The organism is Arthrobacter sp. ISL-48 (assembly GCF_018613805.1).
Taxonomy (GTDB): Bacteria; Actinomycetota; Actinomycetes; order Actinomycetales; family Micrococcaceae; genus Arthrobacter.
The window spans coordinates 87,000-110,988 of sequence record NZ_JAGGPL010000002.1 but is presented as its reverse complement, the minus strand read 5'-3'; the positions used below and the strand labels follow the sequence as shown (position 1 = coordinate 110,988).

The 23,989-nt window shown below is 64.1% G+C and carries 24 protein-coding genes; 10 read left to right on the top strand and 14 right to left on the bottom strand.

What is annotated here, in order from left to right; all coding sequences use genetic code 11:
* Positions 1–8 precede the first annotated feature (8 nt).
* From J7E83_RS02835 to J7E83_RS02825, 3 genes are all read left to right on the top strand, one after another.
* Positions 9–992 (top strand): carbohydrate ABC transporter permease, encoded by a 984-nt coding sequence (locus tag J7E83_RS02835; protein WP_214958920.1) that lies wholly within the window; start codon positions 9–11, stop codon positions 990–992.
* On the top strand, positions 989–1,960 hold the full coding sequence (locus J7E83_RS02830) for a carbohydrate ABC transporter permease (protein ID WP_214958919.1): 972 nt from the start codon (positions 989–991) through the stop codon (positions 1,958–1,960). Before J7E83_RS02835 ends, J7E83_RS02830 begins: the two co-directional genes overlap by 4 nt.
* A 123-nt stretch (positions 1,961–2,083) precedes the next feature.
* Positions 2,084–2,344, top strand: a complete 261-nt coding sequence (locus J7E83_RS02825) for a hypothetical protein (RefSeq protein ID WP_214958918.1) — start codon at positions 2,084–2,086, stop codon at positions 2,342–2,344.
* A gap of 124 nt (positions 2,345–2,468) precedes the next feature.
* On the opposite strand, the gene J7E83_RS02820 is transcribed toward J7E83_RS02825, so the two are convergent.
* From J7E83_RS02820 to J7E83_RS02795, 6 genes are all read right to left on the bottom strand, one after another.
* Entirely contained in the window at positions 2,469–2,705 is a 237-nt protein-coding gene (locus J7E83_RS02820; RefSeq protein ID WP_214958917.1) for a hypothetical protein, read from the bottom strand.
* A 161-nt stretch (positions 2,706–2,866) separates the two neighbouring features.
* Positions 2,867–4,459 carry a histidine ammonia-lyase gene (gene hutH, locus J7E83_RS02815; RefSeq protein WP_214958916.1) on the bottom strand — a complete coding sequence of 531 codons (1,593 nt, stop codon included), beginning with the start codon at positions 4,457–4,459 and terminating at the stop codon, positions 2,867–2,869.
* A 2-nt stretch (positions 4,460–4,461) separates the two neighbouring features.
* Positions 4,462–6,159: a urocanate hydratase gene (locus tag J7E83_RS02810; RefSeq protein ID WP_214958915.1), complete on the bottom strand. Its 1,698-nt coding sequence runs from the start codon at positions 6,157–6,159 to the stop codon at positions 4,462–4,464.
* Positions 6,160–6,365: 206 nt separating this feature from the next.
* Positions 6,366–7,226 (bottom strand): IclR family transcriptional regulator, encoded by an 861-nt coding sequence (locus J7E83_RS02805; protein ID WP_251043391.1) that lies wholly within the window; start codon positions 7,224–7,226, stop codon positions 6,366–6,368.
* A gap of 129 nt (positions 7,227–7,355) precedes the next feature.
* A complete protein-coding gene (locus J7E83_RS02800) occupies positions 7,356–8,162 on the bottom strand; it encodes a gamma-glutamyl-gamma-aminobutyrate hydrolase family protein (protein WP_214958914.1) in 807 nt (268 codons plus the stop codon).
* A gap of 122 nt (positions 8,163–8,284) precedes the next feature.
* Positions 8,285–9,091, bottom strand: coding sequence for a carbon-nitrogen hydrolase family protein (locus J7E83_RS02795; protein WP_214958913.1), 807 nt, complete (start codon positions 9,089–9,091; stop codon positions 8,285–8,287).
* A 208-nt stretch (positions 9,092–9,299) separates the two neighbouring features.
* Here J7E83_RS02795 and J7E83_RS02790 point away from each other — a divergent pair, with 208 nt between their 5' ends.
* From J7E83_RS02790 to J7E83_RS02780, 3 genes are read left to right on the top strand one after another with little or no spacing between them, the layout of a single operon-like run.
* The gene (locus J7E83_RS02790) at positions 9,300–11,084 is read left to right on the top strand and encodes an N-acetylglutaminylglutamine amidotransferase (RefSeq protein WP_214958912.1); all 1,785 of its coding nucleotides are present in this window, start codon (positions 9,300–9,302) and stop codon (positions 11,082–11,084) included.
* A 40-nt stretch (positions 11,085–11,124) separates the two neighbouring features.
* Complete coding sequence (locus J7E83_RS02785) at positions 11,125–12,099, top strand: aminoglycoside phosphotransferase family protein (RefSeq protein ID WP_214958911.1); 975 nt, start codon at positions 11,125–11,127, stop codon at positions 12,097–12,099.
* 30 nt (positions 12,100–12,129) lie between these two features.
* Positions 12,130–12,765, top strand: a complete 636-nt coding sequence (locus tag J7E83_RS02780) for a DinB family protein (protein WP_214958910.1) — start codon at positions 12,130–12,132, stop codon at positions 12,763–12,765.
* On the opposite strand, the gene J7E83_RS02775 is transcribed toward J7E83_RS02780, so the two are convergent.
* From J7E83_RS02775 to J7E83_RS02765, 3 genes are read right to left on the bottom strand one after another with little or no spacing between them, the layout of a single operon-like run.
* Positions 12,755–13,726, bottom strand: coding sequence for an NAD(P)-dependent alcohol dehydrogenase (locus J7E83_RS02775; protein ID WP_214958909.1), 972 nt, complete (start codon positions 13,724–13,726; stop codon positions 12,755–12,757). The genes J7E83_RS02780 and J7E83_RS02775 overlap by 11 nt on opposite strands.
* Entirely contained in the window at positions 13,723–13,956 is a 234-nt protein-coding gene (locus tag J7E83_RS02770; protein WP_214958908.1) for a helix-turn-helix transcriptional regulator, read from the bottom strand. The genes J7E83_RS02775 and J7E83_RS02770 overlap by 4 nt, the downstream gene beginning before the upstream one ends.
* On the bottom strand, positions 13,950–14,393 hold the full coding sequence (locus J7E83_RS02765) for a hypothetical protein (protein WP_214958907.1): 444 nt from the start codon (positions 14,391–14,393) through the stop codon (positions 13,950–13,952). Before J7E83_RS02765 ends, J7E83_RS02770 begins: the two co-directional genes overlap by 7 nt.
* Before the next feature lie 212 nt (positions 14,394–14,605).
* On the opposite strand from J7E83_RS02765, the gene J7E83_RS02760 reads away from it, so the two are divergent.
* Entirely contained in the window at positions 14,606–16,108 is a 1,503-nt protein-coding gene (locus J7E83_RS02760; protein WP_214958906.1) for an amino acid permease, read from the top strand.
* A gap of 109 nt (positions 16,109–16,217) precedes the next feature.
* On the opposite strand, the gene J7E83_RS02755 is transcribed toward J7E83_RS02760, so the two are convergent.
* Positions 16,218–17,081 carry an SDR family oxidoreductase gene (locus tag J7E83_RS02755; protein WP_214958905.1) on the bottom strand — a complete coding sequence of 288 codons (864 nt, stop codon included), beginning with the start codon at positions 17,079–17,081 and terminating at the stop codon, positions 16,218–16,220.
* Between the two features lie 121 nt (positions 17,082–17,202).
* Here J7E83_RS02755 and J7E83_RS02750 point away from each other — a divergent pair, with 121 nt between their 5' ends.
* Both J7E83_RS02750 and J7E83_RS02745 read left to right on the top strand, forming a co-directional pair.
* Positions 17,203–17,580: a helix-turn-helix domain-containing protein gene (locus J7E83_RS02750; RefSeq protein ID WP_214958904.1), complete on the top strand. Its 378-nt coding sequence runs from the start codon at positions 17,203–17,205 to the stop codon at positions 17,578–17,580.
* Between the two features lie 223 nt (positions 17,581–17,803).
* Complete coding sequence (locus J7E83_RS02745) at positions 17,804–18,067, top strand: hypothetical protein (protein ID WP_214958903.1); 264 nt, start codon at positions 17,804–17,806, stop codon at positions 18,065–18,067.
* 117 nt (positions 18,068–18,184) lie between these two features.
* Here J7E83_RS02745 and J7E83_RS02740 read toward each other — a convergent pair whose 3' ends face one another.
* Both J7E83_RS02740 and J7E83_RS02735 read right to left on the bottom strand, forming a co-directional pair.
* On the bottom strand, positions 18,185–18,934 hold the full coding sequence (locus tag J7E83_RS02740; RefSeq protein ID WP_214958902.1) for a 3-hydroxybutyrate dehydrogenase: 750 nt from the start codon (positions 18,932–18,934) through the stop codon (positions 18,185–18,187).
* 41 nt (positions 18,935–18,975) lie between these two features.
* Positions 18,976–20,358 (bottom strand): MFS transporter, encoded by a 1,383-nt coding sequence (locus tag J7E83_RS02735; protein WP_214958901.1) that lies wholly within the window; start codon positions 20,356–20,358, stop codon positions 18,976–18,978.
* A 129-nt stretch (positions 20,359–20,487) separates the two neighbouring features.
* Between J7E83_RS02735 and J7E83_RS02730 the strand changes: the two genes are divergently transcribed.
* On the top strand, positions 20,488–21,399 hold the full coding sequence (locus J7E83_RS02730) for a LysR family transcriptional regulator (protein ID WP_214958900.1): 912 nt from the start codon (positions 20,488–20,490) through the stop codon (positions 21,397–21,399).
* Between the two features lie 27 nt (positions 21,400–21,426).
* Here the strand turns inward: J7E83_RS02730 and J7E83_RS02725 are convergent, their stop codons facing one another.
* Together J7E83_RS02725 and rfaE2 are read right to left on the bottom strand one after the other, a co-directional pair.
* Entirely contained in the window at positions 21,427–22,341 is a 915-nt protein-coding gene (locus tag J7E83_RS02725; RefSeq protein WP_214958899.1) for a spermidine synthase, read from the bottom strand.
* 42 nt (positions 22,342–22,383) lie between these two features.
* Positions 22,384–23,982, bottom strand: a complete 1,599-nt coding sequence (rfaE2, locus tag J7E83_RS02720) for a D-glycero-beta-D-manno-heptose 1-phosphate adenylyltransferase (RefSeq protein WP_214958898.1) — start codon at positions 23,980–23,982, stop codon at positions 22,384–22,386.
* Positions 23,983–23,989 lie beyond the last annotated feature (7 nt).

Sequence of the window (23,989 nt, the reverse complement as noted above, 5' to 3'; positions counted from 1 at the left end):
AGACGCGGATGTCTTCCAGAGTAGAAGTCCGTAAAAGCCTAGACGGCGCAGAACAGAAGCCCTCCAGGCAGGCACGGGCAGGTGCCTCCGCGTCTCCCCGGTTTTCGTGGCGCACGAAGCAGCGGATCAAGGGGGCGTCGTTCACGTGGCCGTTTGTCATCGGATTCGCGGTGTTCACGCTCCTGCCTGTGGTGGTCGGACTAGGCCAGAGTCTTTTCTCCTCCAAGACCTCCGGTCTGGGCTTCGGTGCGGCCACGGTCAGCTTCGCAGGGTTCGACAATTTCGCCCGGGGACTCGTGGACCCGGTCTTCTGGGACTCAATGCTCCGGGTGAGCATCTACGCCGTCGTGATTGTGCCCGTCATCCAACTAATCAGCCTCACATTGGCGCTTCTGATCGACGCAGTGAAGCGCCGGGTGGCCAACCGCTTCCGGCTGATTCTCCTGATTCCGTACATGATCCCCGGCATTGTGGCCATCATGATCTGGCTCTACCTGTACAGCCCGGTGGTGGGACCCCTCCGGCCCTTCTTCGGCTTGTTCGGGGTGCACACCGACTTTTTCTCCGGCAGCATGATCTGGGTGTCGATAGGCAACCTGGCCGTCTGGGGCTCCATCGGCTTCAACATGCTGATCCTCTTTGGCGCCCTGCAGGCAGTCCCGCGCGAAATCTTCGATGCAGCCCGGGTGGATGGTGCCTCGGAATTCCGGATAGCCATGTCCATCAAGGTGCCATACGTCCGGGGGTCGCTGGTCCTGACCGGCCTCCTCTCGATTATCGGAACGCTCCAGATCTTCAATGAGCCAACGCTGTTCCGATCTATTTCGCCCGAGTCCATCACCAAGGACTTCACTCCCAGCATGGTTATCTACAACCAGGCGTTCCAGGTTGGCAACCTGAACTACGCGGCCGCCCTTTCCATTATCCTGGCAGCGGTGGTCGGGGCTGCCTCGGTGATCATCTACCGCCTGACAAACAAGGTCGAATCATGACACTCACTTCATCGCCTTCAAAGGCCCTGGACACGAAAAAAGACACCAGGAAGATTGAGCTCAAGGCTCTTCGCCTCCGCAAAAGGCAGCTCAGGTCCATGGACAATGACGATCCGTCCGAACTTTCGGGCAAGCGGGGAAGGTCCAGCTGGATTGTCCTCGTTGGACTGGTCCTGTTTGCGCTTTACTCCGTAGGACCTGCGTGGTGGCTTTTGATTTCCGCCACCAAGTCCAAGGAGGACCTCTACACTACGGACGCGATGTGGTTCGCGGACTTCAAGCTGTTCGACAACCTGGCCTCGCTCTTCACGTACCAGGACGGGATCTTTGGTACCTGGCTGTGGAACTCGCTGCTCTACGCCTTTGCCAGTTCCATAGGCCACACAGTGGTTTCGATGGCCGCGGGCTACGGACTGGCGATGTACGCGTTCCGGGGCAAGGGAACCACCATGGGCTTTATCATCGGCTCGTTCCTCATTCCAGGCGCCCTGCTGACCATTCCGTCGTACTTGCTCTTTGTACAGATAGGAATGTACGACACCATCTGGGCGATGATCATTCCCGCGTTCTTCAGCCCCTTCGCTGTCTATTTGGCAAAGATTTACGCCGAAGGTGCCGTCCCCAGCGAACTCCTGGAGGCTGCGCGGATCGACGGCGCCGGCGAATACCGGATCTTCTTCCAGATTTCCTCACGGCTCATGACCACCGCGGGCGCCACCATCTTCCTGCTGCACTTCGTGGGCTCCTGGAACGGCTTCTTCGGGCCCCTGGTCTACCTGCGGGGAGCGGACAAGTGGCCCGTCATGCTGGGCCTGTACTCCTGGCTGCAGCGCGGCACCGATTCCACTGTGGACCTCACTGGCCTGGTGATCACCGGATCCCTGGTGGCAACCATCCCTATGGTGATCCTGATGATCGCCATGCAACGGTACTGGCGGTCCGGCGTGGCCATGGGAAGCCTGAAGTAAGAGCGGACGGCATCCGGCCGGTCACCGTTACCACACTCCAAGCCCCCAATAAAAGTCAAATGACGCCCAGACGCACGGTAGACTAGGGAAGCCCTCCGGCACGAACCACAGAAAGTCCACCACATGAATACAGCCATATTGGAACGCCCCACGGTCGGTTTGCCCACCCTGGAGGCCACAGAACTGCCGTCCATCGACCTGCACTTTTCCACCGCGGACGAGATGCATGAAGGACTGGAAAACGCTGTGGCCACGCTGATCCAGACAGCTGCCAAGGACGCCGCCTGCGGCATCCTTGTGACCCGTCTGCACCCGGGACGCTACACCGTAGCCCTGGACGAATCAGTGCCCTTCGGAGAGACGTACGAGAACATCGCCGCGTAGTTCCCAGCATTAGCGCCCGCCGAAAACACCGGTGCACGCAAAAGTCCCCGCCGCCCGGCACCTCCCTCCATGAGGGAAGCGCCGGACGGCGGGGACTTTTTTACTTCGCGCGTTATCCCAGGGATTAACTCCGTCGCACCTGCACGCCGTCTGATTTAAGGAAGAGCTGCTTTTCTGCCGGATCGGCCGGCACGAGCCACAGGACGTTCCCGCTCTTCGACACTTCTTCCACAACACCTGCCGCAATGACATGCGCGTGCTTGATGATTTCCACCTGGTCCCCGACCGTGAGCGTTCCCCAATCCGAGATGGCGGCCGAATGGGAATTGCGCCTCGACAGGACTCCCCCGCGTGCTTTCATGTGAACTTCTACCCCTTTGTATACGTTCTGCGCCACAGCCTCTTTGATGTGACTCTTACTACACCTTCAGTTCTACTACACTTCCCGCGCCCAAATTGTCTGTGTCGCCACATATTTCGAGGCGGGCCGCCTACACTGATCCGGCTGAATAATGTTTCCCCTCATGCCAGGATTCCGACGGCGGATTCGGCTGCTGCCCGCACTTCGCCAGAGGCCACCAGCCGGTCAGCCGTTTCCAGTTCCGGCGAAAGGAACCGGTCAGTCCCCGGGCCTTCGACGACGGCGCGCAGCGCACCGATGACGGCGGCACCTGCGGGTCCAGGCGTGAGCTTTCCGCCGGACAGTTGCGTGCGAATATCGATGGCGCGCGCTGAGGTCACGAGTTCGATGGCCAGCACGCGGCGCAGGTTCTCCACCGCTTTGCGCAGCTTGCGTGCAGCGTGCCAGCCCATGGACACGTGGTCCTCCTGCATGGCCGAACTCGGAATGGAGTCCACCGACGCCGGAACTGCCAGCCGTTTGTTGTCGGAGACCAGGCCTGCCTGGGTGTACTGCGCGATCATCAGCCCCGAATCCACGCCGGGATCCGCAGCGAGGAAGGCGGGCAGGCCATGGGAACGCGCCGGGTCCAGCATCCTGTCCGTCCTGCGCTCCGCGATGGAACTCAGGTCGGCCACGGCGATAGCCAGGAAGTCCAGCACATAGGCCACGGGTGCACCGTGGAAGTTGCCGTTGGAGCTCACCCGGCCGTCCGGCAGGACCACGGGGTTGTCGATCGCGGCGGCCAGTTCACGGGAAGCCACCAGGCAGGCGTGGTCCACGGTGTCGCGGACAGCACCGGCCACCTGGGGGGCGCAGCGCAGCGAGTAGGCGTCCTGGACCTTGGTGTCGTTGATCCGGTGCGAGGCCACGATCGGGGAGTTGGACAGGACCCGGAGCATGTTGTCCGCGGAGGCGGCCTGGCCCGGGTGCGGCCGGAGGGCGGCGTGCAGCTCGGGCAGAAAGACCTGGTCTGTGCCGAGCAGCGCCTCAACGCTCAGCGCGGCGGTGATGTCCGCCGTCGTCAGCAGTTGCCGGATGTCCGCGATGGCCATCAACAGCATGCCCAGCATGCCCTCGGTGCCGTTCACCAGCGCCAGGCCCTCCTTCTCGGCGAGGGTGACCGGCTCGATGCCATGGGCGGTAAGTAGCTCCGCTACGGGTGATTCACCGCGTCCGCCGTACTGCACGCCGTCGGGACCTTCCGCCTGGCCCTCGCCCATCAGCACCAAGGCACAGTGGGACAGCGGTGCAAGGTCGCCGGAGCAGCCCAGCGAGCCGAATTCCCGGACCACCGGGGTGATGCCGGCGTTGAGCACGTCCACCATGGTCTGCAGCACCACCGGGCGGACCCCCGTGCGCCCGGAGGCGAGGGTCTTGGCGCGCAGGAACATGATGCCGCGGACCACTTCACGCTCCACCGCCGGTCCCATGCCGGCCGCGTGGCTGCGGATCAGCGACTTTTGCAGCTGGGTGCGCAGCTCGTTTGGGATATGGCGGTTGGCCAGCGCACCAAAACCCGTGGAGATGCCGTAGGCGGGAACCTCGCTGTGGGCAAGGTCGTCGATGTGCGCGCGGACCTTGGCCACTGTGTCCAGGGCTTCCTGGGAGATGGTCACCTTGGCGTTGTGGCGGGCGACGGCGACGACGTCCTCGGGCGTTATGCCGCTGGAGCCAAGGGTGACGGTGAGCGGTTCGTGGGTGGTGAGAGTCATTGCTACTGGCCTTCGTTCATGGGGATGCGGACGCCGCGTTCCTGCGCGACGTCGAGGGCGCGGGGGTAGCCGGCGTCGGCATGGCGGATGACGCCCATGCCGGGGTCGTTGGTGAGGAGGCGTTCGAGTTTTTCGGCGGCGAGGTCGGTGCCGTCCGCGACGGCGACCTGGCCGGCGTGGATGGAGCGGCCGATGCCGACACCGCCGCCGTGGTGGAGGGAGACCCAGGTGGCGCCGGACGCGGTGTTGAGCAGGGCGTTCAGCAGCGGCCAGTCCGCGATCGCGTCAGAGCCGTCGGCCATGGCTTCGGTCTCGCGGTACGGGGAGGCGACAGAGCCGGAGTCAAGGTGGTCGCGGCCGATGACGATAGGGGCCTTGACCTTGCCGTCCTTGACGAGCTGGTTGAAGAGCAGACCTGCCTTGGCGCGTTCACCGTACCCGAGCCAGCAGATCCGTGCCGGCAGGCCTTCGAACTCCACGCGCTCGGCGGCGGCGTCGATCCAGCGGTGCAGGTGCCTGTTCTCCGGGAAAAGCTCCTTGATCGCCGCGTCGGTGACTGCGATGTCTTCAGGGTCGCCGGAGAGCGCAACCCAGCGGAACGGGCCCAGGCCTTCGCAGAACAGCGGGCGGATGTAGGCGGGAACGAAGCCCGGGAACTCGAAGGCCCTGGTGTAGCCGCCCTTGCGGGCCTCGTCACGGATGGAGTTGCCGTAGTCGAAGACCTCGGCGCCGGCGTCCTGGAACTCCACCATGGCCTGGACGTGCTTCGCCATGGAGGCCTGCGCCTTCTTGGTAAACCCTTCCGGATCTGCTGCGGCCTCGCGGTGCCATTCCGCCACGCTGATGCCCTCGGGGAGATAGCTCAGCGGATCGTGGGCGGAGGTCTGGTCCGTGACGATGTCCACGGTCAGCTCGCCGGCGTTATGGCGGCGCAGGATCTCCGGGAAAACCTCCGCGGCGTTGCCCACATAGCCGACGGACCAGCCGCGGCGCTCTTCCTTGGCCTTCTGCACCTTGGCGATGGCGGCGTCGAGGTCCGTTTCCACCTCGTCCAGGTAGCGTTTGCCGGCGCGACGGCGCAGGCGCGTCTCATCGACGTCGACAATCAGGCAGGCGCCGTCATTCAGGGTGACGGCAAGGGGCTGCGCGCCGCCCATCCCGCCGCAGCCGCCGGTCAGGGTCAGGGTGCCGGCGAGCGTGCCGTCCTCGTCCCCGGTGAGTTTGCGGGCGATGGCCGCGAAGGTCTCAAAGGTGCCCTGCAGGATCCCCTGGGTGCCGATGTAAATCCATGACCCGGCGGTCATTTGGCCGTACATCATCAGGCCTTCAGCCTCGAGCCGGCGGAACTCGGGCCAGTTGGCCCAGTCACCCACCAGGTTGGAGTTGGCCAGCAGCACCCGCGGCGCCCACTGGTTGGTGCGGAACACGCCCACCGGCTTGCCGGACTGGACCAGCAGCGTCTCGTCCGCCTCCATGGTCTCCAGGGTGCGGGTGATCGCGTCGAACGCGGCCCAGGACCGGACGGCCCGGCCCGTGCCGCCGTAGACCACCAGGTCATCCGGGCGTTCGGCGACCTCCGGGTCCAGGTTGTTCATGAGCATGCGGAGCGGGGCTTCCGTCTGCCAGCTCTTGGCGGTGAGCTCGGTGCCGCGGGCTGCTTTGACCGGGCGGGCACCGGTGGTGAAATCGGCGGGTGCCATGGTGGCTCCTTTTCGTCTCAGGGGAAATCCGATGGAAGTTCTGTATCAACTAAAGCCCCTTCGCACCCGGCCGGACAGGGCTTTCAGCAGGGTGATGTCCGGGATTCCAGACGCCTGCCCTTCCCCAACCCAGGTAGCACTAACCGTCGTTTTGCGGGTCCGGAACAACAGTTAGCGCCACCTGGTTGTAGGGGTGGACTGGCGGGCTACTTGGTGGGGCGGCCGTGGATGCGGACCGAGAGCTCGTCCGCTACTTTCTGCACCCTGGCCGCGAGCGCAGGCCACTGGTCCGCCGGCAGTTTCTCCTCCAGGAACGTCACGGCGACTGCCGCCGTCGGCCAGCCCACGTGGTCTGTGACGGCGGCAGCGATTGAGCCGAAGCCTGGCGTCACTTCGCCGTGTTCGGTGGCGTAACCACGCTGCCGGACGTGATCCAGGTGGGAGGATAGGGCCGAGTATTTCATGATGGCGCCCTCCACCTCGTGCCGGGCTGTGAACGCGGCGGCGTTCGGGTAGAGCGCCCGGACCTGCGACTTGGGCAGCGCGGCAAGGATTGCCCGGCCGCTGGCGGTGAGATGGCTGGGCAGCCGGACCCCGACGTCGGTCACCAGGGACGGCCTGTTCTTGGCCCGCTCCTCCACGATGTAGAGGACGTCGCGGCCGTGGAGCACCGCCAGGTGCGCGCTTTCGCCGATCACATCCACCAGGGATGCCAGCAGCGGCCGGCCCAGGCGGGACAACGGCTCCTGGCGCGAATACGCCGAACTCAGTTCGAAGGCGCTGATACCCAGCCCATACCGCTGCTCCTCATGCAGATGGAGCACAAAACCGTTCGCCTCCATCACGCCTAGGAGGTGGTAGACGCTTGAGCGAGGGAGGCCCAGTGACGTGGCAATGCTCGACGCCGCCATCGGCCCCCGCTTCGAGGCCAGCAGTTTGAGGATACGCAGGGTGTTTTCGGCAGCCGGAACCTTGGAGGCCAGTTTCGCCGTCAGAGTCGATGCAGCGCGCGCCGCACCGGAGGCAGCCGGGAAGCCCGGGGTATTGATGGTGGTTGAGCTTGGCATTTTCCTCTTCGCTTCGGGGGAGGTGTCCGGCATCCGGTACTTAAGGATGCACCCCGCCAGCCCGAGGATAGGCCAAATTGGCAATCATCTGTCTGTGATTGGAGACAGAGCTTCCCTTTGTTCGAGGTTTCAGCTGGCGCTGAGCTCCCCCTCTAAAGCCGGGGTCACAACAGTGGCGGGTACGAGCCTTGAGAGCATCTTCGCGCTTGCGGCTTCGACGAATCCTGCGAACAGCGTCTTTTCCTCCGCCAGTTGCTCTGGATGCCACTGCACGCCCAGGCAAAAGCGATTGTCAGGGTATTCGATGGCTTCAACAACCTGGTCTTCGCTCCAGGCAGCTGCAATCAGCCCCTCACCGAGGCGGTCCACGGCCTGGTGGTGTGACACTGGAACACCATCGAGGGAAGCCGTGCCGAGAAGTCCGCCGAGCCGGGAGTCCGGCCTGATTTCCACCTGGATGGCGTTGAACTGGTGCCCGCCCAGCTGATAATTGGCATTACCCACGACATCGGGAAGATGCTGGTGCAGTGTTCCGCCCAGCGTGACATTGAGCAACTGCTCACCCCGGCAAATGCAGAGAAGCGGAACGTCCTGGCGGAGGGCCTCCAGGATGAGGGCCTGCTCCCATTGATCGCGTTCCGGCCTGGGCTGGTCTGTTTCCGGATGCGGCTCCTGGCCGTAAAGCCCTGGATCAACATCCCATCCCCCAGGGATCAACAGACCGTCCAGCCTGCTGACGAGGTGCTGGATCATGTTCCCGAGGGTCGGCTGCGGTGGAAGGAGGACTGGTACGCCGCCCGCCTCGAGAATGGGTGTCAGGTATGTTTCGGGGAGGAACGCGGCGCGGACTGTCCCGCAACCATCAGTGACTGCCTTTTCCAGATACGTGGTCAGCCCAATGATCGGCTTGATCGCCGCGTCGGCGTTCACGTTCATGCGGGTTGGTCCTTCCATGGGGCGTCTTAGATCAAGGCTACGAAGAGGATGTGTACACCGTGTTTCGTCATCGTCACTTTTGCGTATCATTGCCTCCGCTCGGCCTGCAGGTAACGCGCAGATCAGGCTCCGGAAGTCGCGCCGGGGACAACCCTGAAGCGCCGGTTTGCAAGGGACGGCACCTTCACGCGGACAGCATTCAGGCGCTCTATCTCCACGTTGGCGAACACCACGCCCGGGGTTTCGCCGGCGTTGGCCAGCACCACTCCGAACGGATCCACGATGATGGAGTAGCCGGTTGCGAGTGGTCCGGTCTGATTCGCCGTGACGACATATGAGGTGTTCTCGATGGCCCGCGCCCGCACGAGGGTGTTCCAGTGGTCTTCCTTCCCCGGCCCCGTGATCCACATGGCGGGAAGCAGGAGGACGTTGGCCCCAGCGTCGACGAGGTAGCGGGTGCTTTCCGGGAACCGGAGGTCGTAGCAGGTGAGCATTCCCAGGGTCAATTCGCCGAACTGGAGCAGAGAAGGCGCCATGATCGGCCCGGGGCTGATGCCGTCGCTTTCACGGTAACCGAAGGCGTCATAGAGGTGGACCTTGCGGTAGGTACCGGAAACCACACCGCTTGAGTCAATCGAGACCAGCGTGTTCCAGGGCAGCCCGTCCGTGCCTGCCTCTGTTGTTCCCACCACTACTGGCAGGCCAAGCTCCTTCGCTCGGCCTGCTATCCCGGAGATAAAGGGGCCGGCGAGGCTTTCGGCGACAGACTTCAGGACTGCGGGGGGCTCAGTACTGGCGTAGAGGCTTGACTCGGGAAGCACCAGCAGCTCCGCCGCCCCGTCAACGGCTGCCTCCATCAAACGGTGGATGGCCCGGAGATTGTGTGCCTGATCTGTTCCGGCACTGAATTGACCTGCTGCGATGCGCATGGTGCTGCCCTTCTCGGTGTGCGCCGGGAATCTGCCCGTTCGCTGCCGGCTCGCCGCCGTCGGCTGGTCTCGTTCCTGATGTCCGCCTCAAGCGTCCCACCGGGTCCAGAGAAATTGAAGTGCCGTTCCGGCTTCGCACTTGACGCGGCTTTAGGCCTGATTCAAGGTTAACAAATAAGCATGCTTATTAATATTTCGAGGGGCCATTATGTGCGGCATAGCGGGCGAGATGGCCTTCCGGGGGGAGAGGGCAGATCTGCGTGCAGTGGAACGGATGACAGATTCCATGGCGGAAAGGGGACCTGACGGCGAGGGAGTATGGAGCAACGGCTGGGCAGCACTGGGGCATCGGCGCCTTAGCATCATTGAGCTTTCCGAAGCGGGCGCCCAGCCCATGATCGATGAGGGTGCGGGGCTGGCCCTGGTTTTCAATGGCTGCATCTACAACCACCACGAGCTACGCAGGGAACTCCAACAACACTATTTCTTCGATTCCACGAGTGATACGGAAGTGATCCTCAAGGCCTACCGGCACTGGGGAGAAGATTTCGTTGACCACCTTGTAGGGATGTTCGCGGTTGCGCTCGTAGACAACCGGCGGAACCAGCTGGTTCTCGCCCGGGACCGGCTGGGCATCAAGCCTCTCTATGTGGCACAGTCCGGTTCACGATGCAGGTTCGCTTCAACCCTGCCCGCGGTTCTCGCTGCTGGAGGAGTAGACACCGACATCGATGACACAGCTCTTCATCATTACCTGAACTGGCATTCCATTGTGCCCGCGCCCCGCACCATCCTGCGCGGGGTGCAGAAACTTCCTCCGGCTACGGTCCGGGTGCTTACCTCCGACGGCGGCCAGCGCGACAGGGTTTACTGGCAGCCTGACTATGTTCGCAGGCCTGAACATGCGCTGTGGACTGGTCACGACTGGCTCGATGCCGTCCACGCAGCCCTGCGGACAGCGGTTAAGCGCCGGCTGGTCGCGGACGTTCCCGTAGGCGTGCTCCTGTCCGGCGGCCTGGACTCGAGCCTGCTCGTGGCCCTGCTGGCCGACGCCGGCCAGACAGGACTGAGCACATTCAGCATCGGTTTCGACGGCGCCGGCGGCGAAAGGGGGGACGAGTTTGAGTACTCGGACCTCATTGCTGAGCGGTTCCGCACAAATCACCACCGCCTCCATATCCCGGTGTCGGATTTCGCGCCAGCGATCGCGGAGGCTATCGCTGCCATGCCGGAACCTATGGCCAGCCACGACGTCACGGCCTTCTATCTGCTGTCCAGGATTGTGTCAGAGCACGTCAAAGTGGTCCAGTCCGGGCAGGGCGCCGACGAGGTATTCGCTGGTTATGCCTATCACCAGCCGGCGGGTGCTGTCCCCCGGGAACGTGCCCTGGAAACCTTCACGCTTGCCTTTGCGGACAGAAGCCATGCCCAGATGATGGAGGCGGTGGAGCCGGAGTGGTTGTGTCCTTCGGACGTCAGCACGCAACGGCTGGCAATGGAGCTGGCCAAACCCGGCGCCGAGACGGCGCTCGATGCCATCCTGCGCCTGGACACCCATGTGTTGATGCCCGACGATCCCGTCAAACGGGTGGACAGCATGACCATGGCGTGGGGGCTGGAAGCACGGGTTCCCTTCCTTGACCAGGACCTTGTTACCTTGGCCGCGGCCTGCCCGCCTGAACTCAAGGTGGCTCAGGGTGGCAAAGGAGTGCTGAAGGACCTGGGCCGGAGGTTGCTCCCTTCCGCCGTTGTCGATCGGCCCAAGGGATATTTCCCCGTCCCGGCGCTTCGCCACCTGGATGAGCCATTCCTCGGCATGGTCCGCGATGCGTTGCATGCTCCCGAAGCGAAACAGCGCGGACTGCTCCGCTCCGACTATGTAGAAGGGCTCCTGGGAAGCCCCAACCAGCAGTTCACGCCCGCCAAGGGCAACATCCTGTGGTCTTTAGCGGTGCTGGAGATGTGGCTGCAGCACCAAGGAGTTGCCGGCTGACACCATCCTCGTTGCCGGGCGCACCGGGATAATGGTCCTCATGCAACCCGAATGGAGCCCCCGTATCAGCTGGACCGACCTGCCCGGCCCGGTGCAGGCAGGAATCGAGGAGATTCTCGGCGCTCCCGTGGCAGAGGCTGCCGGTCAGCAGGGAGGGTTCTCTCCGGGCAGCGCGGACAGAGTTCTCACGGCCACCGGCCGCAGGGCTTTTGTCAAGGCGGTGGGTCCACAGCCGAATGAGCAGTCGCCGGCGATCCATCGGAAAGAAGCAGCTATCGCAGCGGTTCTGCCTGACAGCGTGCCCGCTCCATCGCTGATCGGAACCTTCGACGACGGAGCATGGGTTGCGCTTGTCCTCACCGATGTGGAAGGAAGGCATCCGCATGTCCCCTGGCACTCCGCGGAACTGTCGCTGGTCCTGGACGCCCTGCTGGAACTGTCACGCACACCGGTCCCGCCGGAGCTGGAACATTTGCCGAGGCTGGAACACGAGCTAACCGAGGCATTCCAAGGGTGGACCCGTATCAGGGAGAGTACGCCGGATGACTGTGATCCCTGGATCCTCGCGAATCTGGACACCCTGGAACAGCTGGCAGGATCGGGATTGAGGGACCTGGCCGGTGAGTCGCTGGTGCATACTGACATCCGCGCTGACAACCTCCTCATCACCGCGGACAACGAAGCCATCCTCGTGGACTGGCCTTGGGCCACTGTTGGCGCACCATGGGTGGATGCCGTCACGGTGCTCGTGAACGTTCGGGTCTTCAATCCTGCCTTCGATGTTGATGCCATGCTCGATTCCCATGCCGTCTTCACCACTGCAACGCCGGAAAACGTGGACCGATTCCTGTCCGGCCTGGCCGCGTACTTCATGGACGCCGCCCGGCAACCCCCACCGCCCGGCCTTCCCACCGTCCGGGCATTCCAGCAGCGGCAGGGCGAAGCTGTGATCCATTGGCTGCGTGAGAGGCTCGCCTCGTCGGGTTCTGGTTCTGGTTCTGGTTCTTTGCGCTGACTGTCCATGGAGTTGGATAGAGTGCCCGCTATGGACGATAAAGACAGACTGCACCACTATCTGCGCGTCAGGCGGGACGACCTCTTGGGCAAGCTGAACGGGCTGAGCGAGTACGACGTCCGTCGGCCGCTCACGCCCACCGGCACCAACCTGCTGGGGCTGGTCAAGCACGTGGCAAGTGTGGAGCTCGGCTACTTCGGCGAGGTTTTCGGCCGTCCCAGCGGGCGGCACCTCCCGTGGTACGACGACGACGCCAGCCCCGACGCCGATATGTGGGTGACCGCAGCCGAAACGCGGGAGGACATCGTTGAACTGCACCGCTTCGCCGCTGCGCACAGCGATGCGACTATTGAGGCGCTGCCGTCTGATGCCCCCGGGGTGGTTCCATGGTGGCCGGAAGAGCGGCGTCACGTGACCCTGCACCAGATTCTGGTCCACATGCTTGCTGAACGGGCCCAGCACCTGGGCCACGCTGACATCCTTCGCGAACTCATCGACGGGACCGCAGGCCAGCGCCCTGGCGACCCCAACCTGTCACTTCGCAGTTCGGAAGAATGGGCCGCGCACCGTGGCTCCGTCGAGTCCGCCGCGGTGGCAGCTTTCAATACGGCGCAGCAAGAAGCAGCGAGCGGGCGCCGGGAGGAAACGGAAACTGTCAGATCTTGACAACCACCTTGCCACGCACGCGTCCCTCGTGAAGGTAGTCAATAGCGGCCGGGGCTTCGGCAAGCGGGTAGACCTTGTCGATTGCAGGCTTGACGCTGCCGGCTTCAATCAGCGATGCCAGGGCTTCAAGATCGCGGTGATTCTCAGTCGATACGAGGCCTTTGAGTTTCTGGCCGGAAAACAGGGAGGCCAATGGCGCACCGAGTGCCCTCTCGAATCCGCCGGTCAGTTTTCCGCCCGCTTCGCCGCCGACGATCACCAGCGTCCCCCGCGGTGCGAGTGCTTGCCGAAGGACGGACAGCGGCCGGTTGCCCGCGGTGTCCAGAATGACGTCATACAAAACCCCGGTGCCGGCAAAATCGTCCCGGGTGTAATCGATGACGTGGTCGGCGCCGAGGGATCGAACGAGCTCCACCTTTGCGGTGCTGCAGACTCCGGTGACCGCCGCCCCGAAGGCCTTGCCGAGCTGCACAGCAAACGATCCCACTCCCCCGCCTGCTCCGATGACCAGCACGTTCTGGCCTTGGGTGACCTGCCCGGCGTCCCGGACGGCCTGCAAGGCAGTAACAGCCGAAATGGGGGCTGCTGCCGCTTCCTCAAAAGTGAGGTTTGCGGGCTTGCGTGCCAGCCTGCCCTCCTTCGCACAAACGTACTCGGCGAAGGAACCGTCACACGTGCCAAATACTTCATCGCCGGCCTGTAAGCGGGTCACGCCGGCCCCTACTGCCTCCACGACGCCGGCAACTTCCCGGCCCCGCACGGGCACCTTGGGCTTTTTCAGCCCAAAACCAAAGAGCCGGACCAGGTACGGCAGGCCGGTCATCAGGTGCCACACACCCTGGTCGACCCCCGCTGCCCGGATGCGGATAAGCACCTCGCCGTCGCCGGGCACCGGGCGGGGGATGTCCCTCAGCTCAAGAACGTTCGAATTTCCGTACACGTCCTGAACGATTGCTTTCACGATGGGTCTCCTTCATGGTGCGGGAACTGGAACACGTCCTCGAGTGGCACGCCGAGCACGTGGGCGATCTGGAAGGCCATTTCCAGGGATGGCGAATACCGGCCCTGCTCGATGGCAATGACTGTCTGGCGGGTGACGCCCACACGTGCGGCAAGTTCGGCCTGCGTCATTTCCCCGCGCTCGAACCGCAGGCGGCGGATGGAGTTGGTGACGCGCGTCGGCTTCACCACGGCTGGAAACCCCTGCGGTAGGCAACGATCTTGGCCACGGAGCCGAGGATCGCCGACAATACGAACGTCAGGTAAATTACATTCGCGATCCAGAAATAGTCCAGCTCGGCCATGGCCATCAGCAGCGCTGCCACTCCCCCAATGACCACGAAAGACTGTCCGATGTACTCACCAAACCTGTAGATCTCCTTGTCCCGCTGGTCTTTCCTACCGGCCTCCCTGGGCGTGAAAATGCCGATCAGGGCCTGCAGGGCGATGGACGCGGCGATGGAAGCCCCGACGGTCCACAGCATCGGCGCTACGTAAGGAACCTCGGCGACGGGCATGGTTCCGGCCAGGCTCAGGACAATGACCACGTACCCGCCATAGGACCCGATTGCCAACACCCCCATGATCCAGGCGGTCTTCTCTTCGAAGGACATTTCCATTCCCGTCATTTTCGAAAGAATGTAAAGCAAAGCTGACATTCCCTAATGTAAAGAAAGTTTGACATCGTGTCAAGAGTCTTAGACCATGACGGGCGGGAGCCGAAAGATTGCCCGTCCAGTCTGAGATGAAAGACACCAACGCCCCGTGAGGCACATCACGTCGGCCGCCCAAGTGGTCTGCTGGTATGCGGTCCCCCTCCCAATGACGAGAAGGTATTCGCATGCAGCAAGCACCAGCCGCCAGGCAAGACGCCGCAAGGCAAGATACAAGGCCGGGCGCAACCCAGCCCACCGCCGCCGTCGGAAGTGTCCTGAACCGGGGACTGAACGTCCGGCACATCCGCTTTATGGCACTCGGATCGGCGATCGGCACGGGACTGTTCTACGGCTCGGCCTCAGCCATTCAGAAGGCGGGCCCGGCCGTCCTGCTCGCGTATGTCATTGGAGGCGCGGCGGTGTTCATGGTGATGCGCGCGCTCGGTGAAATGGCCGTCCGACATCCGGTCTCGGGCTCGTTCGGGCAGTACGCCAGCCGGTACCTGGGTCCGCTGGCAGGGTTTGTGACCGGCTGGACCTACGTCTTTGAGATGGCGATTGTGGCCATAGCGGACGTGACGGCGTTCAGTATCTACATGGGCTTTTGGTTTCCCCAGGTGGACCGCTGGATCTGGATCCTGGCAGTCATCTGCTTCCTCGCCGCACTAAATCTGCTCAGCGTCAAGGTGTTCGGCGAACTGGAGTTCTGGTTCTCGCTGATCAAGGTGGTGGCCATCATCGCTATGATCGCCGGCGGCGCGGCCATAATTCTCTTCGGTTTCCAGGCGGGCGGCTCAACGGTGGCGCCGGGTCTGGGGAACCTTGTGGAGCATGGCGGGCTCTTCCCGAACGGCTTTGAGGGGCTGCTGGCCTCATTCGCAGTGGTGATGTTCGCCTTCGGCGGGATCGAAACCCTCGGCATCACCGCAGGCGAGGCTGCGAATCCCAAGAAGGTCATCCCCAAGGCAGTCAACACGGTCCCCGTCCGCGTCCTGCTCTTTTACGTCCTGACCCTGGGTGTCCTGATGAGCCTCTTCCCCTGGAACGAGATCGGCACCAACGGCAGCCCGTTCGTCCAGATCTTCAGCGGCCTGGGTATCCCTGCAGCGCCGCACATCCTCAACGCCGTGGTGATCACAGCGGCTCTGTCCGCCATCAACAGCGACATCTTTGGTGCCGGCCGCATCCTGTTCGGGTTGTCTGGCCAAGGCCATGCACCGGCAGTCTTCGGCAAAGTCTCACGCCATGGGGTCCCCTGGATGACGGTGGTGATGATGGCCGGCATCCTCCTGGTGGGCGTCGTGCTGAATGCGGTCATTCCCGAGGACGTCTTCATCCTGATTGCCTCGATTGCCACGTTCGCAACAGTCTGGGTGTGGGTCATGATCTTGGCCTCGCATGTGGCCATGAAACGGGAGATTGCCCGGAACGGTCTTCCGGCGTCGGAATTCCCGTCCCCCTGGTGGCCAGCTGCGTCGGTCCTGACCATCGCATTTATGGCACTGGTCATCGCCGTCCTGGGGGCCTTCGAAGACACCCGCGTGGCGCTCTACGTTGGGGCCGTATGGCTGGGACTGCTGCTGCTTGCCTACCGGTTCTGGGTCAAAGGCAACGGACGACGCCGGGCTGAACTCGTGGACGAGACGTCACCGCTGCCGGTGGTTTTCCCAGCCCGCAGCGGCCAGTAGTCCTGGACCCAACCAGTTCAACTACGGCAGTTTCTGCCTGCCCCGGCCGGAGCTGGCAAGTCCTAGTTGCGCGCCCGGAAGGCGCGTAAATAGGACTCACCACGGTTGCTCAGACGGCGGCGACGGCCAACCGGACAGCAGCGGGCATCGGCGTGGTGGGCCGGCCGATCAGTTCCCGGAGATCGGAGCCGGTGACGTGCAGGTCGCCGCGGGCGATGCCGAGGTCCGAATCCGCGAGGATGTCGGCGAAGGGCTGCGGCACGCCGAATCCGGCCAGGAGGCCGGCGTAGTCGTCGGCCGGAAGGTCCTGATAGGTCACAGGCTTGCTGGCCGCGGCGCTGATTTCCTGCGCGAGTTCTGCGAGCGTGAACGCATGGTCCCCGCCGAGTTCGTAAATCTTGCCGGCCTGGTTTTCGGCAACAAGGACTGCTGCGGCGGCCTCGGCGTAGTCGGCGCGGGACGCAGCGCTGACCTTGCCGTCGCCGGCGCTTCCGGCAAGGGCACCCTGGGCCAGTGTGCCCGGAAGCTGGTCGGTGTAGTTTTCCAAGTACCAGCTGTTGCGGAGGATAGCGAACGGCACCCCGGAGTCCCTCAGGATGGCTTCGGTTTCCTGGTGCTCCGCCGCCAGCTTCATGCCGGTGGTGTCAGCATTGGCGATACTTGTGTAGGCAACAAGTTCGACTCGCTCGGCTTTGGCTGCCTCAATCACCGTGCGGTGCTGGTCAACCCGCTGGCCGACCTCACTGCTGGAAATGAGGAGGACTTTGCGGGCGCCTTTCAGTGCCTGAGCCACGGACGCGGGATCCGCGTAGTCCATCGGCTTGACCTGGACGCCGCGGGCCTCGAAGTCGGCCAGTTTTTCGACAGACCTGCCGGTGGCAACGATTTCCGATGCCGGGATATTGCGGTGCAGCAGGGCTTCGACGACGTGGCGGCCAAGCTGTCCGGTTGCTCCGGTGATGACGATGCTCATGGGTGTTTTCCTTTCACCGTTTGTATGGGTCATCATGCACAACGGGCCGCAGTGCAAAATACTTCCTAGAAGAGAGTACGCACTTATAGGTAAGGTACATACCTTTTGGTAAGATATGTCCATGGAAACGGATACACTGCCAGTCCACCTACCGCCGGACCTTGCCGACGGCGTGTTCCCGGCAGGGTGCCCCAGCCGGACGGTCCTCGACCACATCACCAGCAAATGGGGAGTGCTCGTCCTGGTGGCCCTTACGGAGGGCGAGCACCGCTGGAGCGAACTCAGGCGCCGGGCCGACGGCATCAGCGAAAAAATGCTGGCACAGACACTCAAGACCCTGGAGCGCGACGGCCTGGTGCTGCGGAAGTCCCAGCCAGTGATTCCGCCCCGAGTGGACTACAGCCTCACGGACCGGGGCCAGGAACTGTCCGCCTTGCTGGTTCCCCTGGTCACTTGGGCCTACGACAACGCCGACAGCATCCTCAAGGGTCAGCGGTAAGTTACCGGCCAGGGGTGAACTAACGGCAAGGGCTGACCCCAAAAGCACCCAAGTAGTGGGCCTCCGTCAAAACGAGTACCTGTTACTGGTGTGACTGGTGTGAATAACGCCTACGGTAAATGTAAGGTGCCAGCCAGGAATAGGAGGACCATCCTCTGCTGGGAGCGTTCCGGCAACCGCACCGAAGTGAGCGGCCCTGCGCCGCTTTCAAGGAGTGGTTCGCATGGTGAAAGCGCGTGTCCAGGACCTGGCCAGCATGGGCCGGCCAGTCAGACTTTCCACACTCATCGGCAAGGCCTGGGCCCGCGTCCTGGTGACCCTGGCCCCGAGGTGCCCCTACCGAATGGGGGATGCCGTGGTGGGAGAGGATCCATTCAACGGCCGGCATGAAGGGATCGTGACGTCCCGCCGCGGCTCCTCGGTGGAACTGGGAACCGCGGCGGGGGTCTTCTTCTACGACCACCGCCATTTGAGGCGGCAGGATTAGCCGCTCCGGGAGGTCGGGCGATACTCCCGCAGGATGTGAGAGAGCGTCCGCCCAAAACCCGCAGGATGTGAGAGAGCGTCGGCCCAAAACCCGCAGGATGTGAGAGAGCGTCCGGAGTTAGCGCGCTGACCAGCCGCCGTCCATGGTGTAGCTGGCCCCCGTCACCATGCCGGCGTGATCCGAGGCCAGCCACGCCACCAGGGACGACACCTCCTCCGGCTCCACGAGCCGCTTGATCGCGGATTCGGTGAGCATCACTTTGGCCAGGACCTCCGACTCGGGTATGCCGTGCACCAGTGCCTGGTCTGCGATCTGCTTCTCCACCAGCGCCGTGCGAACGTAGCCCGGGTTGATGCAGTTGGACGTGACGCCGTGCTCCCCGCCTTCGAGCGCGGTCACCTTGCTCAGCCCCTCGAGGCCGTGCTTGGCGGAGACGTAGGCGCTCTTGAAGGGGGAGGCACGGATTCCGTGCACGGAGGACAGGTTGATGATGCGGCCGAAGCCGTTGGCGTACATGTGCGGCACGGCAGCCCGGATCAGCAGGAACGGCGCCTCCAGCATGAGGGCGATGATCCGGCGGAACTCCGCGGGGTCGAAATCCTCGATGGGGCTGATGCGTTGGATCCCGGCGTTGTTCACCAGGATGTCGCAGTCCAGGCTCAGGGTGGCGAGCCTGTCCACGTCCAGCAAATCGACGGCCCAGGCGGTGCCGCCCACGTCGTCGGCCAGTGCGGCGGCACCAGCCGAGTCGACGTCGGCCACCACTACCTTCGCCCCGCGGGCCGAGAGCTCCCGGACGCACGCGGCGCCGATTCCGCTGGCGCCGCCGGTCACCAGGGCCTTGCGGCCGTTCAAACTGTTTTCCATACCAATCCCGGTTCCCATCGTGTATCAGCAGCCGTAGCAGCTCAGCGTGAGCCGGCCGGGAGGAGTCCCTCGCGGGCGGCGTCGGCCTTGTCCACTTCCTCCAGGGCGATGCCCTTGGTCTCCTTCAGGCTCAGCACCGCCACCGAGGTGATGGCGCAGGCAACCAGCAGGTAGATGGCTGTGGGTAACCACGAACCGGTGTCCTTGAGCCACTGGGTGGCCAGGAGCGGAGCCAGCGAACCGGCGAAGATGGACGTCACCTGGGAACCAAGTGAGACCCCCGAATAGCGCATCCTGGTGGGGAACAGCTCGGCCATGATGGCAGGCTGGCCGGCATACATGAATGCATGCAGGCACAGGCCGATGGTCACGGCCAACACGATCACCACGGCGTTGCGGGTATCGAACATGGGGAAGGCGAAGAACGGCCAGGCAGCGCCGGCGATAACACCGAACAGGTACACCGGCTTCCGGCCCACCCTGTCCACGAGCCGGCCAATCTGCGGGATGACCAGGAAGTGGATGACATGGGCGATCAGGAGCGCCAGCAGGAGCGAGGAGGTGTCGTACTTGTGCACGCTCTTGAGGTAGACGATGGCGAAGCTGACCACGAGGTAGTACATGATGTTCTCCGCGAAGCGCAGTCCCATTGCCTGGAGGATGCCCTTAGGGTACTTGCGGACCACTTCGAAGACGCCGTAGCTGACGGCCTGCTCCTTCTCCACCAGCGCCTTGGCCTCCAGGAAAATTGGCGCTTCGGTGACGTGGGTTCGGATGTAGTAGCCCACGAACACGATCACGGCGGAGAGCCAGAACGCTACCCGCCAGCCCCAGCCGAGGAAGGCTTCTGGGCTGAGCGTGGTGGACATGACGAACAACACCAGCGTTGCCAGCAGGTTGCCCACCGGCACGGCAGCCTGCGGCCAGCTGGACCAGAAACCCCTGGACTTGTTGGGGCTGTGCTCCGCAACCAGCAGCACGGCCCCGCCCCATTCGCCGCCCAGCGCGAAGCCCTGGATGAAGCGGAGGGCCACCAGCAAAGCGGGTGCCAGGTAGCCGATGTCAGCGAAACCGGGCAGGCAGCCCATCAGGAACGTGGCCACTCCCACGAGGACGATGGTCAGCTGAAGGGTGGGCTTGCGGCCCAGCTTGTCGCCGATCTGGCCGAACACGATGCCACCCAAAGGCCGTGCCACGAAACCAACCGCGTACGTGAGGAACGCCTGGATGATGCCGTCCAGCTCGTGTCCAGTGGCCGGGAAGAAGTACTTCCCGAACACCAGGGTTGCGGCCGTGGCGTAGAGGAAGAACTCGTACCATTCCACCACTGTGCCCACCATCGAGGCGGCCACGATCTTCTTCAGCCCGGACCCCTTGGATGCGGGTCCGGCGGCATTGTCTGCCGAGCGTTGCTCTACGCTCATGGGTTTCTCCTTAGTGTCCACATTGACACGTGCTGTGATCCACAGCACTAATGGCTCCCTCGAGTATTGCTGCACAAACATGCACCTTCAATGCCCAAAATGGCACCAGTTGTGTGCACAATTGCAGACATGAACGCCAACCCCGATGACCTGTTGGTCCTGCTGGAGGTCTCCCGCTCCGCCAAATTTACGACGGCGGCACAGGCCCTGGGACTGAACCACACCACCGTTTCACGGAGGATAGCCGCATTGGAGAAGGCTCTGGGCGGCCGGGTCCTGGCCCGCGCTGCCGGCGGGTGGGAGCTGACGGAGCTTGGCACCGCGGCCGTACGGGTGGCTGAACAGGTGGAGGCGGCGGTGAGTGCGCTGGGGCCCGCGGGGAAGGCTCCTGATCCGGTCAGCGGCGTCGTCCGTATGACGGCCACCGACGGCTTCAGCGCCTACATCGCAGCGCCCGCTGTGGCGGGTCTGCGGCGGCAACATCCGGGGCTCAGCGTGGAAGTCGTGACGATGACCCGGCGTGCACTCCAGCAGCGGTCCGGGCTGGACATCGAGGTGGTGGTGGGCGAGCCCCAGGTCCACCGGGCCGAGGCCATCCGGCTCGGCGAATACATGTTGGGGATGTACGCGTCGCGCTCCTATCTCGCCGAGAACGGAACCCCGGCCAGCGTGGCGGAACTGACTGAGCACCCGCTGGTCTACTTTGTGGATTCCATGCTTCAGGTTGACGACCTCGATGCACCCCGCCGGCTTGTCCCGGCCATGCGCGACGGACTGACGTCAACAAATGTCTTTGTCCATGTGGAGGCCACCCGTGCCGGTGCGGGCATCGGCTTCCTACCCTGTTTCATGGGCGATCTTCACGGGGACCTGGTCCGGCTGCTCCCTGCCGGCTTCGGCGAACTGCTCCCCTATTGGATGGTGCTGCGGCCCGACTCGATGCGCCGCCCCGCCGTGGCCGCCGTCGTACAGGCACTCCGGGACCAAACCGTGGCGCACCGTGAGGCACTCCTGGGAAGGACCCCGTCGACTGCTCCGTAACCGCCGTTTTCGGCCACAAAAGGGCCGCTACGGAGCAATCGGTGCAGGGTCGTGGCGGACCGGGGACCCCGCGGCGAAGGCGCGCACCTGGGCGTCGTTCCAGAGATGGGCCGGGACCGCTCCGCCCAGGAGCCGCCGGGCCAGCTGCGGGTCGCCGTCGAACGGTACATCGCTGCCGGCCATCACCATATTTCCGTAGCGCCGGCCCTTGAGCATGGCCGGATCCGCGATGATGACGGTGTGCTCAAAGGAGGCCGCAATAGTGGCGGCGTCCTCACGCGCGTTTTTCAGGTCCGGGGCGTCGCCGGAGTTCACCACGTAGATGCCGCCCGGCGCCAGGACCCGCCGGACGTGGTTGTTGAACTCCTGAGTGGTGAGCGGCCGGGGTGTCAGCGCCCCGGCAAAAACGTCCCTGATGATGAAGTCGCGGGTGTCAGAGGTGAGCGTCTCGGTGACCTCGCGGGCCTCACCCACCCGCAGGCGGAGCAGCGGAGCCTTGGGCAGATCGAACCAGCCGCGGACGTATTCAGCCAATTTTCCGTCGAGCTCCACCACTACTTGCCGGGCGTCAGGGTAGGCGGCGTGGAAGTACCGCGCCAGGGAGCAGGCGCCGCCGCCCAGGTGGAGTCCCCGCAGGCGTGCCGGCTCCCCAGCCTTCGGCCTGGGTGGCCAGCGTGATTCGATGAGCGCCGCCATCCAGCGCATGTATTCGAAGTCCAGAAAGAGCGGATCGGCGAGGTCGATGTGGGAGCTCATGACGCCGTTGATCTTCAGGAGCCAACCGTTGGAGTTGTCCTGGTCCGCGATCAGCTCGCAGTCGCCGGTATCGATGTAGTAGACGCCCTCAACCGGGCCGTCGGGCCGGGTGCCCTTGGGTACTTCCACCACTCCCGCCACCGGGCGTGCGCTGTTCCGTGCCCCTGACCTGCCGCGTTTTGCCACTATCTGTGTCCCGCTTCAGTCATGGTTCAACACTAGTTCACGCTAGCTGGCTGGCGACGCCCCTTCGCCCTCCCTGATCCGTTTGACCACCGCGGTGGTGGAGCGCTCAGCTACGTAGTCCAGAATGGCCACGCGTCCGCCGTAGTCCTCCACTGCCGGCGTTTCCTCCAGCATCTCGGGGGTGTAGTCCCCGCCCTTGGCATAGACCTCGGGCCGGAGTTGGCGGATCAGCGGAGTGGCGGTGGGGGTATCGAAAACCGTGACGTAGTCCACGCAGCTCAGCGCGGCGATCACCGCGGCTCGGTCCGTCACGCTGTTAATGGGCCTGTCGGGTCCTTTGAGCCGGCGCACCGATTCGTCGCTGTTAAGTGCCACCACCAGGACGTCTCCCAGCTGTTTGGCCTGGTTGAGGTACCGGGTATGGCCGCTGTGCAGGACATCGAAGCAGCCGTTCGTCAGCACGATGCGCTGGCCCTGGGACCGGTGCACCTCGACCTGGCGTTCGAGCTCCTCCGCGCTGAGCGCCATGTCCGCGAAGCTCTCCAGGTAGCGGCTCAGCTGGACTGTGCTGCAGACGGACGTCCCCGGCTGGTGCACCACAACGTCCGCGGCGGCCTGGGCCAGGTCCAGGCTGGTGGTCAGGGGCAGCCCGGCCGTTCGGGCCAGGGTCAGGGCAGCTACAAATGTGTCACCAGCCCCGGAAGCTTGCTTTTCGGCGGCTGGCCGCGCCCATGTCCGATGCGAGCCGCCGTCCGCCGAGAAGAGCAGGGTACCGTCCCGGTCCAGTGTGACCACCACGGCCCGGGCACCCGTGGCCTCCAGCAGCGCCTCCCGGTGCCGGCTGACGGCCTCCACCCGCCCGGGGCCGCTGGGCAGGCGCAGGTCAAGCATCCCAGTGGCTTCCTGGGCGTTCGGGGTGACGAGATCAGGACGCAACGTTGCCCACGGGCGGGGGTCATGGGCATCGATCACCGTTAGCGGCCGCGCGGCCGTTGTGCCTGGGGCGACTGTTGCCCCGGCACCGCCGGTCACGCGGGCAGTTTCCGGCCCTGCGAGTTCCAGCCCGGGGAGCGCCTCGCCGAGGCTTCGGCGTACTGGGTCAGCGAGCACGCCGGTTCCGTAATCGCACACCATCACCGCGTCCTGATGTTCGACGGCGGCACGGACCGAGGAGGCCAGCGCTGCCAGCGCCTCCTCCGGGACAGCTGTGGCCGCATCGTCAATCCGCAGCATCACCTGTCCGCCGCTGCTGATGCGGGTTTTGGTGGTGGTAATCATGTCAGGATGATCGTGCAGGTGCGTTACGTCTATGCCCGCCTCCACCAATTTTCTCCGCAGCATCACCCCGGCGTCATCCGTGCCAATGATGCCCGCCACGGAAACCCGGGCCCCCAGTGCGGCGAGGTTCATGGCGGTGTTGGCGGCACCGCCCGGAGCGTATTCCCGGGCGGTCACGTCCACCACCGGCGCCGGCGCCTCACGGCACATGCGCTCGATGTTTCCGCTCCACCAGCCATCCAGCATCACGTCGCCGATCACCAGGACGGCCCGGCTTTCAGCCGCCAGCCTCCGCGGCAGCCACTCGGACAGTGCCCGCTGGCCGGTAAGTTCACCCCGCGCGGAGGGTTGCTGCAGGCTCATTGCTGCT